Source organism: Acinetobacter sp. NIPH 542 (genome assembly GCF_000369825.1).
Taxonomy (GTDB): domain Bacteria; phylum Pseudomonadota; class Gammaproteobacteria; order Pseudomonadales; family Moraxellaceae; genus Acinetobacter; species Acinetobacter oleivorans.
This window is the reverse complement of record NZ_KB850205.1, coordinates 301,768-317,697: the sequence shown is the minus strand read 5'-3', so window position 1 is coordinate 317,697 and position 15,930 is coordinate 301,768. Positions and strand designations below refer to the sequence as shown.

Genomic DNA, 15,930 nt, shown 5'->3' with positions numbered 1-15,930 from the left:
GTCTGGTTTTCATGTTGGCTTATTGGTACAACGCTCCGCGCCATATCAAACTCATTTTCATTATTGCGGTTTGTGCTGCAATTTATGTAGCCAATCAAGCCCAGCCTTTATCACCGACTTATACTGTTCTTAGCCTTATTTTCGGTTTTGGTTTACATGTTGGACATTACTTAAATAGCAAAATTTCAAATAACACATCAGACAAATCGAGCTTTAGATTTTTAAGCAGCATCTATCCTATTTTGATCGTTGTTATTTTGATGTATCTACTTCCTGCTCAGCATAAATGGATTCTTGCTATACAAGCTTTAGGTTTTGTATTGGTTGGCTTTTTTCTGGTTTCGATACATCAAAATCGTGCTAAACGATTTGAATAATTACATCTATTGAAATGTCATAGAACTATTTTTAGATTTTCATCTTGAGCTACAAAGGGTATCATCTTCAATGGTTCATGATGAAGCAGCTCTATTGCGTAATTATTTATCATTGAGCTATCTCCCCCCGTTTATTTTATGGAATTAATCCGAACTCGAGAGTGTTATGCGTGCATATTTAGACCTACTACAACATATCCTTGATAATGGCGGTGACAAAGGCGACCGTACAGGCACAGGAACCCGTTCTGTATTTGGTCATCAAATGCGTTTTGATCTCTCTAAAGGTTTTCCTTTACTCACCACAAAAAAAGTTCACTTCCGTTCTATTGTGATTGAGTTACTTTGGTTTTTAAAAGGCGATACCAACGTCCAATATCTAAAAGATAATAAAGTTTCAATTTGGGACGAATGGGCAACAGCAGAACAAACTGCTCGTTTTGGCCGCCCAGAGCATGAGCTTGGTCCAGTCTATGGTCATCAATGGCGTAATTTCGGCGCAACAAAAAACGCTGACGGCACTTATAACCAAGATGGTTTTGACCAGATTAAATGGTTAATTAATGAAATTAAAACCAACCCAAACTCACGTCGTTTAATTATTTCTGGTTGGAACCCAAACGAAGCTGGACAAGTAGCCTTACCACCTTGCCACACGCTTTTTCAATTTTTCGTACAAGATAACAAATTGTCGTGCCAACTTTATCAACGTAGCGCAGACGTGTTCTTAGGTGTGCCTTTTAACATTGCGAGCTATGCTCTACTCACCCATATGATTGCTCAAGTGTGCGGTTTAGGAGTCGGTGATTTTGTATGGACTGGTGGTGATACACATCTTTATGCCAACCATTTTGAGCAAGCACAACTTCAATTGACACGTGAACCTTTACCGCTCTGCCAATTGAAACTAAATCCAGAAATAAAAGACTTATTTGATTTCAAATTTGAAGATGTTGAAATTGTAGGCTATGAGTCACATCCTGCAATTAAAGCACCAGTAGCAGTGTAACAACGACTCAAATTTCATTAGATTACGGTTTAGAGAATAAGATTATGGCATGGCAAAATGTAGAAGTTGTTCACGTTGTAGCAATGGACAAAAACCACTGTATTGGTAAAGGCAATGCCTTGCCATGGCATATTTCTGCCGACTTAAAACACTTTAAAGAAATCACCCAAGGCGGTGTGGTTGTGATGGGTCGTAAAACTCTTGAGTCTATGGGCCGTGCGCTACCAAACCGTGTGAACTGGATCATTACCCGTGACATTAACTGGCAATTTGACGGTGTTAAAATTGCCTATTCAATTGAAGATGCTTTAAATGCAGCTTTAGAAGATGTAAAAAATACTGAAAAGCAGGCATTGTTCATCATTGGTGGCGGTGAGATATTCAAGCAAACTTTGTCAATTGCAGACCGTCTTGAACTTACTCATGTTGACTTAGATGTGCAAGGTGATGCACATTATCCAACAATACCGAGTGAATTTCATAAAACTGCAAGTGAACAGCAAGTTGATGAAAAATCAGGAACTTCATTCGAGTTTGCCACTTATAAAAAATAATTCTATGGATGCCTATGCACAATATCGGAACACGTGAATTTATTATTGCTCTACTTTTTGGGCTGTTACATAGTCTATTCACGCTGTTTATTGTGTTCTCTAGTATTTGGGTATGTGTAGCGCTCTGGGTTCAACAGCCTTTTGGCTGGTTAGGCAGCCGCATACTCATTGGCATCTGGATTGCTTTTGCGCTGAGTATGGCGGGCTTATATGTTGAAGGCCATCTTGTTAGCCGCCGTACAGATATCTTGATTTACCTTTTAGCATTTGCCTGCTCTCTCGTTTGGTATTTTTCGATTACTGCACGTCAAGACCGTGACTGGAACCCTGAAGTTGCCAATATGCTGAGCTATGAAAAGCACGGCGATGTAGTCACTTTGCATAATGTCCGTAACTTTAACTGGCATCCTGATGGAACTTATGATGTTCGCTGGGAAACTCGAACTTTTGACCTTAACCAGTTAAATGGAATAAACATCATTGCCTCTTACTGGATGGGACCACAAATTGCCCACACACTGGTCAGTTTTGAATTTGCACACCAACAACCTTTAGTCTTCTCAATCGAGATTCGCAAAGAAAAAACTGAAGAGTTTTCAGCAATCGGCGGTTTTTTTAGAAAATATGAACTGAGCTTAATTGCTTCTGATGAAAAAGATATTGTCTATACGCGTAGTAACATCCGCAAAGAGCAAGTTTATAATTTTCCTATCAATATGCCACGATCCGAGCAAAAAGCTTTATTTTTAGAATATCTTAAAAAATCAGATGAGTTACGTACAAAACCAGAGTGGTACAATACACTCACGAGTAACTGTACAACTCTAATTTTTGATATGGTTCAAGCGATTAACCCATATCAACTACCTAAAGATTATCGTCTAATCGCTTCAGGTTATTTACCTAATTATTTATATGATCTTAAAGCGCTTAATCAAAATGTCAGTTTAAAACAGTGGTATCAAATTGCACATATCAATCCACGTACTGAAAATTTTGAACAGCTTGCAGATCAGAGTAGTGAACACTTCTCTCAAATCGTTCGACAAGGTTTACCTAAAGCTAAATGAAATAAGTAATGCACTTTTCTTTACTTTTTTATACATGCTTTACTTTGTATTTTAAATACATAAACCCTATTGTAATAGGTAGGAAATAGAGGGAAAAACAATGCAACAGGCATTATTTGGCGGCGGCTGTTTTTGGTGCGTCGAAGCTGTATTTTTACAAATACGCGGTGTAGAAAAAGTAACTAGTGGTTATGCAGGTGGGCACACGACTAACCCTACCTACGAGCAAGTATGTCAAGGAGATACCCAGCACGCTGAGGTGATCTTGGTTGATTTTGATGAAGAGCAAGTAACATACTCCCAGTTACTCGATGTATTCTTCGCGACTCACGATCCAACGACTTTAAATCGCCAAGGTAATGATATCGGCACGCAATACCGCTCTGTTATTTATTACTATAATGAAGAGCAAAAGCAAGCAGCGGAACATACGATTCAAACGTTAAAAGATGATGATCTTGATATTGTGACTGAATTGTCTCCTGTTCCGACGTTCTACCCAGCCGAAGAATATCATCAGAATTACTATGCAAAGAATCCTTCACAAGGTTATTGCAACTTTGCGATTCCACCTAAGTTGCTCAAGCTCTATAGTAAATTCCAGCATCTTATGAAAGATCAATAAATTAGAGTAATAAAAAAGCAACCGATTTGGTTGCTTTTTTATTAGGTAAACTAAATTTTAGTTTTCACTGACAAAGGCAATATCGCTCAGTCCGGCTTCACTGGCGCGAGACATTACCTGTGCAACAGTATCGTACTTCGACTCTTTATCTGCACGAAGCTGAACTGTTGGTTTAACATCACCTTGACCTGCTTCTTGAAAACGTTTTTGAAGCTCATCAAGGCTAATTACTTGAGTATCCCAAGCCACTTCACCATTTGCATTAATACTAATCGTAATTGCTTTTGGTGGTGGATCAATAATTTCAGCAGTTGTTTTAGGAAGCGTTAATGGAATCGATGGGTTGGCAACTGTTGCTGTGACCAAAAAGATGATCATTAACACCAACATAATGTCGATTAGCGGAATGAGGTTCATCTCATTTATGCCACTATCGTGGTCTTCACCCAATTGAAAAGCCATTAAGCTTGACCTCCAACATAACTTTGCTGTGCAGTTTTAACATCAGACTTTACAGTTGAGTCTTGCTGCAACATCGTATCAATTAATAAGCTGTGCGCTTGATCTTGTAAGTCATGAGCAAGACCACGGTTAGCACGTACACAAATGTTATATGCCAATACCGCAGGAATCGCAACTGCAAGACCAAGGCCCGTCATAATAAGCGCTTCACCTACTGGTGTAGCCACTTGAGCCAAACCTGCTTGTCCACTTTTACCGACTGCAACAAGTGCATGGAAAATACCCCATACCGTACCAAACAAACCAACGAATGGTGCAATTGAAGCAATTGTTCCTAAAACAGAAATACCTTTTTCAGCATTGACTTTTTCAGCAGAAATTTGACGAAGTAGAGCCTGCTCCGCAACCGCTTTACGCTGCTCAAAACTTAAAGGTTGTAACTTTGCTTTTAGCGAAGTGATAGCCTGAGAAAGTTGAGCATAAGCTTGTTGCTTTAATTGGCGAGTCCCCATCAAACGTAAGATGAAAACTGTCCAGGTAGCAATCGACATTGCCAATAAGATGAAATACAGGGTTTTACTCACTGCATCTGCATGTTGCCAATAGATTGAAAAGTTCATATGAACTCCTGATTAAGGTTAGCCGTTGGGACTCAAATTCATTTAAGGGGTTAAATCAAAGGGTTGCTCTGCTTTAATTGGATAAGCAACACCATTTTCCATATAAGGTTTAAATTTCGCACCGCGAACAGCACGGACAACTTTGTCATCTAGACTTGGAATACCACTACTTCTCGTCACTCGTACATTAATAATCTTGCCTTTTTCATCGGCTTCAATCAGTACCATGACAGAGCGTGCTTCGCCTTGTAAATCTTTTGAAGAAACTGTTAAACGTGGTGAACGACTCCACTGTACACCCGAACCACCAATTGAAACTCGTTTTGGTGATGGATCTGGAGCGGGTTGAGCTTTAGGTACTTCTTGTACTACTGGCTTTGGTTTTTCAACGACTTTTTCAGAAACAGTCGTTGTCACCACTTTGGTTTCAACTTTAGGTTCTGTCTTTACTGTTTCTTTTGGTGTTTCAGCTTTTTTTACCTGTTGAATTTTTTCCACTTTTTTCGGTGGTGTCACAGGCTTTTCAACAACTTTAACTTCTTTTACCTCTTTCTTAGGTTCCGGCTTTTTAGGCGGCTCCTTTGGTTTAGGAGGTAGTGGTTTAGGTTGCTCTTGAATTTTTACGAAACGTACCTGTAAAGGTTTCTTATCGATTGGCTTTAATTCAGCAGGCTTAATATGGCTAACTGCCCATAAGACCCCGATATGACCAATTGCAACTGCAATTAGTGCTGTGATGACTTTCTTTTTCATCGGATTGGGAGCGTTTAAGGCTGCGGAAGATTGACTCATAAGAATCTAATTACCTAATGGATGATGATTTCAGATTTCTATTTATAGAAACGATTTCAAACATCGGATAGAACAATAAAGTGCCACAATAATAAATGAGAAGTGTTTTCATTTGCAACTATTTTTTGAGAAAAACATTTACTCTGTGTCATAGCTTTATGCTTGCTCAGTGTCTTTACTTTAGTTTTCTCATAGTTACATCAATAGACACCCATGTTCACAATTTGTTTAGCCAAACTTAAATAGCTGGGCTATTTACAACATGAACAGATCTATTCTTATGATAATCCCACTTATTATTGATATGTTATATTATTTCAATTTTATTTTAAATATAAAAAAACACGCAAGAAGCGTGCTTTTTAAAATAACCGTTATTTAAAAAACAACGGTCTTATTACCATCAACAATAATACGATCTTCTAAATGCCACTTCACTGCACGAGCTAATACATTACGCTCTACATCTTCACCTAGCTCACGTAATTGCTCAACATTATAGTCGTGGCTCACACGCTCAACGTCTTGCTCAATAATTGGACCTTGGTCAAGGTCAGCAGTCACATAGTGAGCTGTCGCACCAATCAACTTCACACCTTTTTCATAAGCTTGCTTATATGGATTAGCACCCACGAAAGCTGGCAAGAAAGAATGGTGAATATTGATGATTTTCATTTCCCATTTCGCAACAAAATCTTCGCTTAAAATCTGCATATAACGTGCAAGAACTAATAAATCATTACCTTGCATCATTTCATCAATTTGCGCATAAGCTTCAGCTTTATTGTCTTTAGTGACTTTAATTACAGTAAATGGAATACCGAAGTTTTCAACAGATTCACGTAAATCTTCATGATTAGAAATGACATGAGTAATTTCGCAAGGTAACGAACCACGTGCATGACGCCATAACAACTCAAGCAATGCATGGTCAACTTTAGAAACTAAAATACCAACTTTTTTAACATCGTTAACGAAAGCAAGACGCCATTGCATCTCATAACGCTCAGCAACGTTCGCAGCAAAAGTTTGAATTAATGCATCTTTACGCGACTGTAAATGATCAAGTTCAAATTCAACACGCATGAAATAACGTCCGCCCTGAGCTTCCGTCGCATACTGATCAAGCGCGGTAATGTTTGCACCTTGGTGATACAAAAAGCTCGATACCGCTTGTACGATCCCTGGCTTGTCTTCACAAGTAATCAGTAAACGGGCTGTATTGGCAGTGGTCATATTCATTTGGTTAATATCACTTAATTGAGATAAATCTTTTAATAGGCCGAGTATTCTAGCGCCCTAAATAAACAAGCACAACTATTCGTCTTTTAAGGACGATAAGCTAGCAAATAGATCTGAAGGGCCAAGAGATTCAAGCAGCTGCTCATAAGTTGCTCGGCTTTCACCCATAAGATAAGGGCCTTCAAGGAAAACCATTTGGCGTAATGCTTGCCAAACCCATTTTTCTTCTAAATGGTTATTGTCACTAATATGACCAGACATATACAAAAAGTTTGTCCAGTTTGTTAATACAATCCAGAGGTTAATAATGAGGGCTTCAATTTCCGATGCCGTCATTTTCATAAGACCTGCATCTACAAAGGCTTGATAAATCTTTTGCCCCTGCTGCATTACCTGCCCTGCAAAACGTGGATAAATCTTTTTAAAGTCTTCGTTACTTTCAACTAAATGATAAACATCACGATGAATAAAACGGTAGCTCCATAACTGGCCACTGAGCACTTGAAAATAGTTAATTTTATCATTGGTCGTTAATGGTCTGTCGTCAGGTAAAGAAAGCACTTCCAATGTCTCGGCCTGATATTGATACATTAATTCCTTAATGATTTCATGCTTATTCCGAAAATGATAATACAAGTTTCCGGGACTGATACCCAACTCCGCAGCAATATGATTGGTTGTAACCGACCGTTCACCTCGCTCGTTAAAAAGCTGCAAACTGATTTGTAAAATCCGGTCTTTTGTCTTCAGAGCTTTAGGTTGAGACATTTTAATAACCTTTAATAATTCACATGGTTAAGACTTGAACACATAAACTGACTTGACTATTTAGAGTATTTACTCTAAAAAATAAATATATCAATGTATTTGGTAAGTACCGATGAACAGTCAAACAAAAACAAATCCAGAGACTCAGCTTCCTTATGATGTTAAGCATTTACATGATTTGCTTGAACAACAAAAGCTTGCTTATTTACGTCATCCGGTACCCACTGCTAAAGAGCGTATTGATCGTTTAGCTCGTCTTAAAAGAGTCTTGGTAAAATATCAAGATCAGATTGCCGACGCAATTAACCTTGATTATGGCAATCGTGCAGTTATGGAAACAAAAATTGGTGAGCTACTCACCAGTTTGGAACAAATCAAATATTACAGTAAACATCTGACAGCGTGGATGAAACCTTCAAAACGCCATATCAGTGTATTACATCAGCCAGCAAAAGGTTGGGTACAATATCAACCTATGGGTGTAATTGGTATTATTACACCATGGAATTACCCATTACTTCTTTCAGTTGGGCCATTAATTTGTGCACTGGCAGCTGGCAACCATGCCATGATCAAAATTTCGAGTGCCTCTCCTAACTTTGGTCGAGTTCTTGAAAGTGCATTAGCAGAAGCGTTCCCACAAGAATTAGTTGCTGTAGTAAATGGTGGCGGCGTTATTTCAGACGCTTTTAGTCATTTGCCTTTTGACAAAATGATTTTCACAGGCTCAACTTCTGTTGGTAAAACAGTGATGGCAGCCGCAGCTCAAAATCTGGTTCCTGTTATTCTTGAGTTAGGCGGAAAATCTCCTGCCCTTGTGCATGCATCTATGGATATGAAAGATGTGGCTCAACGTATTGCTGTAGGGAAATTATGGAACGCGGGTCAAACATGTGTTGCACCTGACCATATTTTCTTACCACGCGGGAAAACTGCCGAGTTCATCGAAAACTTTAAATTGATTGTGGCTGGCATGTATCCGCATTTCCGCAATAATCAAGATTACACGTCTATTATTAATGACAAACAATACAACCGCATTCAGGGCTACCTTGAAAATGCCCGCGATCAAGGTGCTCGTATTATTGAAATTAATCCTCAAAATGAAATTTTAGATGATGTCCGTAAAATTGCACCGACTTTAGTTACAGGCGTAACGACTGCAATGGATATTATGCAAAATGAAATTTTTGGTCCGATCCTACCAATTTTAGAATATGACCAAATAGAAGAAGTCGTCGAATTCATTAATAGTCGCCCGCGTCCTTTAGCGATGTATTATTTTGACTATGATCAGGCACGTGCTGACTATATTGCACAGCATACCCATTCAGGACACTTCGGAATCAACATGGTGATTACCCATGTGGCTCAAGATGATTTACCGTTTGGGGGAATTGGTGCATCAGGTATGGGGAAATATCACGGACCAGAGGGCTTTTTTAGCCTTTCTCATGAACGTTCGGTGATGTCTAATCCAAAACTTTATAGCCTTAAATACATTCTTCCACCGTTCAATAAGCCGATTCATCGTTTCATTTCGAAAACCTTGTTGCGCTAACTGATCAAGGCATGATCTGTTATACTAAATCATGCCTCGTTTTTACCAATTCCGCTTGTCTTTTAATCGTATTTTTGGTATAAAACGCCCCTTGAATGAATTCATCCGTTTACATTTAGTATGACTGGCCACAGATTTGCTGTTGGCTGAATCAATGGAGTTACACCATGTCTAAGGTTTGCCAAGTTACCGGCAAGCGTCCAGTCGTTGGTAACAACGTCTCACACGCCAACAACAAAACCAAGCGCCGGTTCGAGCCGAACCTGCACCACCACCGTTTCTGGTTAGAAAGCGAAAAACGTTTTGTACGTCTTCGTTTAACCACTAAAGGTATGCGTATTATTGACAAATTGGGTATCGAAAAGGTTGTTGCAGACCTTCGTGCTCAAGGTCAAAAGATCTAAGGAGTCTGAACAATGCGTGATAAGATTCGTCTCGTTTCTACAGCTGGTACAGGTTATTTCTATACCACGACTAAAAACAAACGTACTATGCCGGAAAAAATGGAAATCAAAAAATTTGATCCAAAAATCCGTCAACACGTGATTTTCAAAGAAGCTAAAATCAAATAATTTTAGCCTCGAAAAAAAACGACTTCACAATGAAGTCGTTTTTTTTTGCATTTTTTTTATAGCTCGCTTTTTTTTGTTAAACTTTCCACATATTTCGCCTTGGCATTTTTTATGCTTGTCTTTAGCCTAACTCACGTAAAAGGAGTTTTTAGTGCCGCATGACGTAGATTTAATTGTTTTACTTGCTGTTGGTTTCGGTGTTGCCCTCTTTTTTGGTTATCTTGCAGCCCGATTACGACTTCCTCCTCTTATCGGCTATTTAATTGCCGGAATTATTATTAGCCCAAATACACCCGGTATAGAAGCAGATATTCATCTTGCTAATCAGCTTGCAGAACTCGGGGTCATGTTCCTGATGTTTGGTGTAGGGATGCACTTTTCATTAAATGACTTGCTGCTGGTTCGACGTATTGCTGTACCAGGCGCGATTTTACAAATTGCCGTCGCTACCCTATTAGGGGTCGGTGTATCCATGCTCTGGGGATGGAGCTTTGGTTCGGCACTCGTTTTTGGCTTAAGTCTATCGTGTGCGAGTACTGTTGTATTATTAAAAGCTTTAGGAGACCGAGGTCTTTTAGACTCAGTCAACGGCAAAATTGCTGTGGGTTGGCTGTTAGTCGAAGATTTAGTGATGGTACTTGTTTTAGTACTCCTTCCAGCTACAGCAGTTTTACTCGGTGGGAAAGCACCAGAAGGTGCAAATGGTAATATCTGGTTAACCCTTGGACTCACTTTATTAAAAGTAATTGGCTTTATTGCCTTTATGCTGATTGTAGGTAAACGAGTCGTTCCTATTATTATGCAGTTTGTTGCTCGTTTAGGTTCAAGAGAGTTATTCACCCTTACGGTTGTTGCAGCTGCTGTTTCAATTGCTTACGGGTCTTATGCCATTTTTGGGGTTTCAATGGCATTAGGAGCTTTCTTTGCGGGGATGGTTGTTAAAGAATCAGACTTTAGCCACCGCGCAGAAGAAGAAACGCTTCCACTACGTGAAATTTTCTCAATTCTGTTTTTTGTTTCTGTGGGTATGCTGTTTGACCCCCATATTCTTGTTGAACGTCCACTCCATATTTTGGCCGTTATCGCAATTATTATGGTAGGTAAAACACTTGCTGCAATGGCTTTGGTTTTATTCTTTCGCTATCCAATTAATACAGCGCTTACAGTTGGCGCGAGTTTGGCCCAAATTGGTGAATTCTCATTTATTTTAGCGACTCTCGGCGTCTCATTAGGCTTATTAAGCTTAGAAGCACAAAATCTGATTTTAGCTGGTGCTTTATTTTCGATAACGCTGAACTCTTTTATATTCTCTGCCATTGAGCCTGTACAACGCTGGATTCGCGAGCGCTCTCACCTAGCCCGACTTCTTGAACGTAGTGGTGACCCATTAGCCATGTTACCCGATGAGGTTGATCAAGCTTACTTACGCGATCAGGTTGTCATTGTTGGATATGGTGGTGTAGGACGACGTATTACTGAAAATTTAATTAATGAAAATATTAAAGTCGTTATTGCTGAAGAGAATCGTGAAATCGTAGAAAAGCTACGTCAGTCAAATATTGCTGCTGTGAGTGGCGTTGCAACCGAACCAGGTGTTTTAATTCAAGCACACATCATGCATGCAAGACTCCTGGTGATCTCCCCTATGGATATTTTAGATATTCACCGAATTGTGGCGATTGCTAAGCAATTAAACCCTCAAATTCAGGTGTTAATTTGTGCAGAAAGTAAAGAGGAAGCAGCAGTAATCAGAGATGAGAATATTGGTGAAGTGTTCTATGCCAAAGAGGAAATGGCAAAGAATATGAGCCATCATATATTAAATCAGATCGAGCTTGCCCATCAGTCAACTATTCATTAACCCATATAAAAAGCGTACTCAAGAGTACGCTTTTTTTAACTTAAGAATTTAGGCTGTTCGTCTAGTACCTCAGCCTGCCATTCATTTACCTGCTTTTCGAGCAGTCCAAATAGTGCAGCCTGAATCATATGCTGAGCAACAACTGGAGTTTGCTCACCCAAGATTGCTTTTACTTCATCGCTAAATTGAATTTTAACCAAGGGTTCATTCTCAGAACCGGCATTACGCAAGGCGAGTTCGCCACCTTCGAGTTGGACTAATTCCAAAACGGCTTCTTGATTTCCAAATAACTCTTTCAATTGCTGTATAGACATATATTTCCTCCATGTTTCAACATGGTGGCAAAGCACCCTTGCACTTTGCATCTCTTGTCTTATTTATATAGGCACACCCGGATTAAATTTCAAGCGTTCGGGCAGTTTAATTTTAGAACTCGACCATTTCATTACGAAAACCATCAATTAAATGGCTTAATTCACGATGCCATTCACGCAAAATCTTAACATCTGGCAACCAAGATTGAGGACCTTGAGTTACTTTGATAATGAGATTAGAAGAAGTTTCTTCTTCTGGGGTCGGCTCTTTAGGTTCTGGTGCATATTGACACATACGGTAAGCTCGTTTGAGCTCTGCAACAAAACCATCTTTCGCCAATTGTTGCAAAACGGACACTTCTGGAGAAACTTGTCCTTTTGCCGCCATATGTTCTTCAATAGATTTTAAAGTGGGTTGCAATTCATTTAAACGGTAATAACGTACGAGTTCTTGTAAGAATGCTAACATTGCGCCATGTAAATGAAATACAGCTGCTTCACGGTAAGCTTGTATCTGCTGCACATGATCGGTCTGTTCTGCCTGTTGACACGCTAAGCGCGCAAAATAGAGCTTCTGATTGGTACGATCGGCATGATAACGAGCAACACGTGACATAACTAAACTTTCCTGTTCTAAAATCGCTATTGCAACAGCTATTCTTTAGCTTAACGACTCCATTAATAAAATCAACGTTATTTATGGTAAATCCAGCTCAACTTGATAAATTTTACGTTTCGCTAAAACTTTTAGTGGCTGCTTTATAGGACGAACATTACTTAAAACCCAAGCAAAATACCCTTCGTCCCAAGCAGTTGCACATGCTGGCTCAATTTCATCGTTTCGCCAAGCATGAATAGAGTCGACATCAACTAAAGCGACAGCAACTCCCTCTTCTTCATCAGTATCTTTAACCAAAAATTTTTGGTTCTCGACAATTAGTAGATCTTTGATTGGCAGTTTTATAGGTACCCATGAACGCACTTCAAGTGTTTTGATACCTTCAGCGATACGAGTGCCATTTGGCGTTACAATCGAAAGAGCTAAAAACTGTCTTTTCACACTGAAGACTTATTCTTCAGCTGCTTTAACGCGAATTCCATTGCCTTTAACTTTAAGCAGGTTTAAGCCTTTAATTGCCTTAATTGCTTCACGTGGGTTAGGCATTTCAACAAAACCAAAACCTTTTGATTTGCCTGTGTCTTTATCAGTAACAAGAACACACGTCTCAACTTTACCATATGCTTTGAATAACTCTAAAATTTCAGTTTCACTCACAGCACGATCTAAATTACGAACTAATATCTTCATTTTCTAACCTTAATTGGCAATTAAAGGGAGCAGCCAATATATTTAAGTAATCACAGTGTCTTATACAGTAGTTTAGTCCAGATCGATACCAAAACCTAAATTTACTGTAGGTGAACGGTTCCATTGCTTTTTAGCAAATGGCTGAGGTACTTGCCTATGAATCTTTGCTTGAACTAAATGTGTAGGAAGATCATTTAGGAAATAACTTTCGATTTTACGACCTTGTTCGTCATAATTGTCTTGTGACCATGTATTGAGATTTTGCTTAGTCAAAATTAATTCATTTTCTGCACGTGTTAATGCAACATACAATACGCGGCGCTCTTCTTCGACATCATCAAAATCGCCCTGTGCCCTTGCATAAGGATATTGATTTGGCGATACATGAGGTACATAGCAGACTTTCTGTTCAGCACCTTTAGCGGAATGAATCGTAATTAAAGTCACTAAATCCTGATCAGCGGCTTTCTCAATTTCAGAAACTGAAATAGGTTCAAGAACATATTCTTCGAGGAACTCACCCAAAGATGCATGTTTACGTGCAAGTTGTTTGACTAAATCAAAGTCTTTTAATCGGCGAGACCAATCTTTAGTTTTATAATTTTGCTCTAGCTGTTCACCTAAAGCATCGAGTGCCAAGCCAATGCTTGCTTCCACATGCTGCTGTAATACATCTAGCTGTTTTAAAATTAAAATCGCTTGTAAAGGGACTTTCCCATGACGTTCTAGACGGTTGCAGCGCTCTTCAACGTCAACAATTCCCATCAACTCTTGCGCTAGCTTACTTGCACCAACATCACCAATACCATCCCACAAGGTTAAAAAACGCATCCACGCCAAATCATCGTGAGGATTGCTCACAATACGTAGCAAGCTAAGCACGTCTTTCACATGTGCAGATTCAAGAAGTTTTACCCCACCAATAAAACGATAAGGTACTTCAGCAGCAATGAAAGCCCCTTCCAGATATCGTGCACTATAGCCAGAACGGACGAGCACCATATGGTCGTACCAGCTTGCACCTTGCTGATGTCGCGTTATTAAGTCCTGTGCAATCCAGTTTGCTTCTTCATACTCATTACCAAATAGGTGTAGCTGAGGCTTTTGCCCTTGCCCACGATATGCTTGTAGCTGTTTTTGATAATCAATTGGGCTATGCGCCAACAACCAGTTTGATAAATCTAAGATTTCTTGAGTCGAACGATAATTTAAATCCAGCGTATGAATAACTGCGTCAGGTATCCGTTCTTTAAAAGAATGGATATTTTCAAAATCTGCACCGCGGAAACCATAAATCGACTGGGCATCATCTCCAACACAAAACAGCTTCACTTTGCCAATCAATGGTTGTAATAAAGCCCATTGCAAAGGATTGGTATCTTGCATTTCATCGACTAGCAATGCCTGACAAAAACCTGCTACCCAATTCGTTAATGCTTCTGAATTTTGTAAATGGACAGCCACAATTGACAAGATATCGTCGTAATCTAAAAAATTACGCTCTCTTTTACGCTGCTCATAGGTCTTCATTAAATCTGCAATTTGAGTCTTATGCTCATATGCATCTGGAAGCTGTTTAATTAATGCCTCAGAAAGCTTTGTTTGAGTATTTCTCGCATAAGAATATAAATCACACAGCTCTGCGGCTTTAGGCAAGACGTTATCTTTATCTTTACCTCTTAATAAGCGAAACATGAGCAACTGATCATCACGATCAATAATACTAAATTGATTTAACCCAAAAGCTTGTGGGTTACGGCGTAGTAAATACATACAAAAAGTATGAAAAGTTGAAGCTCGCAGACCCTTTGCCTGTGCTCCCACATGTTGTTCTACTCTCGCAACAATTTCACTCGCAGCACGGCGCGTGAACGTTAAAATCTGGATTTGGTTCGCTGGCAAGCCCTGATCAATTAAATAAGCTGCACGAGCAACAATAGTTTTAGTCTTGCCACAACCAGCGCCCGCCAAAACTAAACAGTTTTGCGCAGACGTAGTAGCTGCTTTTTTTTGCTGAGCATTTAGTTCATTAATTAATTTTGCAAGACTCATAACACATATCGCTAAAACACCAAGGCATAGTTTAACAGAGCCCAGCAAAGATGGGTCTGCCTGTCCTAAAAACAAAAAGAGCACTTAAAGTGCTCTTTGAGTCGATATTATTTTTAAGATACTGTTTTTGAACTAGATGGAAGATGTTTAATGGCTGAGGCTAAACCAAGGAAGTTAATTCCCTGAAATAAGATATCAACAGCAAGGAACATTCCCAGTACCCAAAAAGGTGAATCTTTAGAAACCAAAATTAAAATACCAGTAAATAAGGTGAGCAGTCCCGAAAACAAGGTCCAGCCCCATCCTGTAATGGGCTTAAGTAAAATTGCATTTATGGTACGTATAGCACCAGCAATGATCAGCGCTATAGATAATAGGCTCGTCAGCACCACTGCTGTAGTGACTGGAGTAGAAAACGCATAATAACCAGCCATTAAATAAAGCACACCAAACAGTGCCCATAACCATCGGCTTGCGCCTTTAAAAACACTCATAGCCGCGACGAGATGCAAAACACCGCCGACCATCATGAGTATTCCAAATAAAAAAACGACAGAAAAGGTCGCAAATGGTAATGAACTAAATAAAATCAGGCCAAAACCAATAAGCACAAAGCCCAATATCAAATACCATTTACGGTCAGCATGTAACTGATTACGTACTAAATCATTACCTACAGTTTTCATCATGATCATGGCTACTCTTATTATCAGGTATTAGAATTTCATCTACGTAATAATAG

General features: G+C 39.3%; 19 protein-coding genes and 1 pseudogene. 9 read left to right on the top strand and 11 right to left on the bottom strand.

Annotated elements, in window-relative coordinates:
* Window positions 1–11 precede the first annotated feature (11 nt).
* The 5 genes and pseudogenes from F886_RS04855 to msrA form a co-directional block, all read left to right on the top strand.
* A pseudogene (locus F886_RS04855) lies at window positions 12–375 on the top strand (hypothetical protein); the annotation flags it as partial.
* Between the two features lie 168 nt (window positions 376–543).
* Window positions 544–1,386 carry a thymidylate synthase gene (gene thyA / locus F886_RS04850; protein ID WP_005302144.1) on the top strand — a complete coding sequence of 281 codons (843 nt, stop codon included), beginning with the start codon at window positions 544–546 and terminating at the stop codon, window positions 1,384–1,386.
* Window positions 1,387–1,430: 44 nt separating this feature from the next.
* The gene (locus F886_RS04845) at window positions 1,431–1,940 is read left to right on the top strand and encodes a dihydrofolate reductase (protein WP_004794794.1); all 510 of its coding nucleotides are present in this window, start codon (window positions 1,431–1,433) and stop codon (window positions 1,938–1,940) included.
* Window positions 1,941–1,954: 14 nt separating this feature from the next.
* Window positions 1,955–3,010 (top strand): Lnb N-terminal periplasmic domain-containing protein, encoded by a 1,056-nt coding sequence (locus F886_RS04840; RefSeq protein WP_005302141.1) that lies wholly within the window; start codon window positions 1,955–1,957, stop codon window positions 3,008–3,010.
* 100 nt (window positions 3,011–3,110) lie between these two features.
* Window positions 3,111–3,635, top strand: coding sequence for a peptide-methionine (S)-S-oxide reductase MsrA (msrA, locus tag F886_RS04835; RefSeq protein WP_005036987.1), 525 nt, complete (start codon window positions 3,111–3,113; stop codon window positions 3,633–3,635).
* A gap of 57 nt (window positions 3,636–3,692) precedes the next feature.
* Here msrA and F886_RS04830 read toward each other — a convergent pair whose 3' ends face one another.
* The 5 genes from F886_RS04830 to F886_RS04810 form a co-directional block, all read right to left on the bottom strand.
* Window positions 3,693–4,097 (bottom strand): ExbD/TolR family protein, encoded by a 405-nt coding sequence (locus tag F886_RS04830; RefSeq protein ID WP_003654800.1) that lies wholly within the window; start codon window positions 4,095–4,097, stop codon window positions 3,693–3,695.
* Window positions 4,097–4,717: a MotA/TolQ/ExbB proton channel family protein gene (locus tag F886_RS04825; RefSeq protein ID WP_004641039.1), complete on the bottom strand. Its 621-nt coding sequence runs from the start codon at window positions 4,715–4,717 to the stop codon at window positions 4,097–4,099. The genes F886_RS04830 and F886_RS04825 overlap by 1 nt, the downstream gene beginning before the upstream one ends.
* 42 nt (window positions 4,718–4,759) lie before the next feature.
* A complete protein-coding gene (locus F886_RS04820; protein ID WP_005302137.1) occupies window positions 4,760–5,509 on the bottom strand; it encodes an energy transducer TonB in 750 nt (249 codons plus the stop codon).
* 378 nt (window positions 5,510–5,887) lie between these two features.
* A complete protein-coding gene (gene purU, locus F886_RS04815; RefSeq protein ID WP_005302135.1) occupies window positions 5,888–6,751 on the bottom strand; it encodes a formyltetrahydrofolate deformylase in 864 nt (287 codons plus the stop codon).
* 75 nt (window positions 6,752–6,826) lie between these two features.
* A complete protein-coding gene (locus F886_RS04810; RefSeq protein ID WP_005302132.1) occupies window positions 6,827–7,519 on the bottom strand; it encodes a TetR/AcrR family transcriptional regulator in 693 nt (230 codons plus the stop codon).
* Between the two features lie 112 nt (window positions 7,520–7,631).
* On the opposite strand from F886_RS04810, the gene F886_RS04805 reads away from it, so the two are divergent.
* The 4 genes from F886_RS04805 to F886_RS04790 all read left to right on the top strand — a co-directional run bounded on the left by F886_RS04805 (window position 7,632) and on the right by F886_RS04790 (window position 11,513).
* Window positions 7,632–9,080, top strand: coding sequence for a coniferyl aldehyde dehydrogenase (locus F886_RS04805; RefSeq protein WP_005302127.1), 1,449 nt, complete (start codon window positions 7,632–7,634; stop codon window positions 9,078–9,080).
* A gap of 167 nt (window positions 9,081–9,247) precedes the next feature.
* The gene (gene rpmB / locus F886_RS04800; protein WP_000048256.1) at window positions 9,248–9,484 is read left to right on the top strand and encodes a 50S ribosomal protein L28; all 237 of its coding nucleotides are present in this window, start codon (window positions 9,248–9,250) and stop codon (window positions 9,482–9,484) included.
* 12 nt (window positions 9,485–9,496) lie between these two features.
* Complete coding sequence (rpmG, locus tag F886_RS04795; protein WP_003654787.1) at window positions 9,497–9,652, top strand: 50S ribosomal protein L33; 156 nt, start codon at window positions 9,497–9,499, stop codon at window positions 9,650–9,652.
* 151 nt (window positions 9,653–9,803) lie between these two features.
* Window positions 9,804–11,513 carry a cation:proton antiporter gene (locus F886_RS04790; protein ID WP_005302126.1) on the top strand — a complete coding sequence of 570 codons (1,710 nt, stop codon included), beginning with the start codon at window positions 9,804–9,806 and terminating at the stop codon, window positions 11,511–11,513.
* 35 nt (window positions 11,514–11,548) lie between these two features.
* Here F886_RS04790 and F886_RS04785 read toward each other — a convergent pair whose 3' ends face one another.
* The 6 genes from F886_RS04785 to F886_RS04760 all read right to left on the bottom strand — a co-directional run bounded on the left by F886_RS04785 (window position 11,549) and on the right by F886_RS04760 (window position 15,883).
* A complete protein-coding gene (locus tag F886_RS04785) occupies window positions 11,549–11,827 on the bottom strand; it encodes a hypothetical protein (RefSeq protein ID WP_002114792.1) in 279 nt (92 codons plus the stop codon).
* 112 nt (window positions 11,828–11,939) lie between these two features.
* Window positions 11,940–12,443, bottom strand: coding sequence for a DUF6586 family protein (locus tag F886_RS04780; RefSeq protein WP_004794811.1), 504 nt, complete (start codon window positions 12,441–12,443; stop codon window positions 11,940–11,942).
* Between the two features lie 81 nt (window positions 12,444–12,524).
* A complete protein-coding gene (locus tag F886_RS04775) occupies window positions 12,525–12,887 on the bottom strand; it encodes an ASCH domain-containing protein (protein WP_005302118.1) in 363 nt (120 codons plus the stop codon).
* A 9-nt stretch (window positions 12,888–12,896) separates the two neighbouring features.
* The gene (locus tag F886_RS04770) at window positions 12,897–13,136 is read right to left on the bottom strand and encodes an RNA recognition motif domain-containing protein (RefSeq protein ID WP_005302115.1); all 240 of its coding nucleotides are present in this window, start codon (window positions 13,134–13,136) and stop codon (window positions 12,897–12,899) included.
* 72 nt (window positions 13,137–13,208) lie between these two features.
* Window positions 13,209–15,188, bottom strand: coding sequence for an ATP-dependent helicase (locus F886_RS04765; RefSeq protein WP_034590874.1), 1,980 nt, complete (start codon window positions 15,186–15,188; stop codon window positions 13,209–13,211).
* Between the two features lie 113 nt (window positions 15,189–15,301).
* Window positions 15,302–15,883 carry an HdeD family acid-resistance protein gene (locus F886_RS04760; protein WP_005302107.1) on the bottom strand — a complete coding sequence of 194 codons (582 nt, stop codon included), beginning with the start codon at window positions 15,881–15,883 and terminating at the stop codon, window positions 15,302–15,304.
* Window positions 15,884–15,930: the final 47 nt, after the last annotated feature.

What these genes read in the sequence shown, in the direction of transcription:
- thyA (WP_005302144.1), top strand. Translation starts at nt 544, where the DNA reads ATGCGTGCATATTTAGACCTACTACAACATATCCTTGATAATGGCGGT.
- F886_RS04845 (WP_004794794.1), top strand. Translation starts at nt 1,431, where the DNA reads ATGGCATGGCAAAATGTAGAAGTTGTTCACGTTGTAGCAATGGACAAA.
- F886_RS04840 (WP_005302141.1), top strand. Translation starts at nt 1,955, where the DNA reads ATGCACAATATCGGAACACGTGAATTTATTATTGCTCTACTTTTTGGG.
- msrA (WP_005036987.1), top strand. Translation starts at nt 3,111, where the DNA reads ATGCAACAGGCATTATTTGGCGGCGGCTGTTTTTGGTGCGTCGAAGCT.
- F886_RS04830 (WP_003654800.1), bottom strand. Translation starts at nt 4,097, where the DNA reads ATGGCTTTTCAATTGGGTGAAGACCACGATAGTGGCATAAATGAGATG.
- F886_RS04825 (WP_004641039.1), bottom strand. Translation starts at nt 4,717, where the DNA reads ATGAACTTTTCAATCTATTGGCAACATGCAGATGCAGTGAGTAAAACC.
- F886_RS04820 (WP_005302137.1), bottom strand. Translation starts at nt 5,509, where the DNA reads ATGAGTCAATCTTCCGCAGCCTTAAACGCTCCCAATCCGATGAAAAAG.
- purU (WP_005302135.1), bottom strand. Translation starts at nt 6,751, where the DNA reads ATGAATATGACCACTGCCAATACAGCCCGTTTACTGATTACTTGTGAA.
- F886_RS04810 (WP_005302132.1), bottom strand. Translation starts at nt 7,519, where the DNA reads ATGTCTCAACCTAAAGCTCTGAAGACAAAAGACCGGATTTTACAAATC.
- F886_RS04805 (WP_005302127.1), top strand. Translation starts at nt 7,632, where the DNA reads ATGAACAGTCAAACAAAAACAAATCCAGAGACTCAGCTTCCTTATGAT.
- rpmB (WP_000048256.1), top strand. Translation starts at nt 9,248, where the DNA reads ATGTCTAAGGTTTGCCAAGTTACCGGCAAGCGTCCAGTCGTTGGTAAC.
- rpmG (WP_003654787.1), top strand. Translation starts at nt 9,497, where the DNA reads ATGCGTGATAAGATTCGTCTCGTTTCTACAGCTGGTACAGGTTATTTC.
- F886_RS04785 (WP_002114792.1), bottom strand. Translation starts at nt 11,827, where the DNA reads ATGTCTATACAGCAATTGAAAGAGTTATTTGGAAATCAAGAAGCCGTT.
- F886_RS04780 (WP_004794811.1), bottom strand. Translation starts at nt 12,443, where the DNA reads ATGTCACGTGTTGCTCGTTATCATGCCGATCGTACCAATCAGAAGCTC.
- F886_RS04770 (WP_005302115.1), bottom strand. Translation starts at nt 13,136, where the DNA reads ATGAAGATATTAGTTCGTAATTTAGATCGTGCTGTGAGTGAAACTGAA.
- F886_RS04765 (WP_034590874.1), bottom strand. Translation starts at nt 15,188, where the DNA reads ATGAGTCTTGCAAAATTAATTAATGAACTAAATGCTCAGCAAAAAAAA.
- F886_RS04760 (WP_005302107.1), bottom strand. Translation starts at nt 15,883, where the DNA reads ATGATCATGATGAAAACTGTAGGTAATGATTTAGTACGTAATCAGTTA.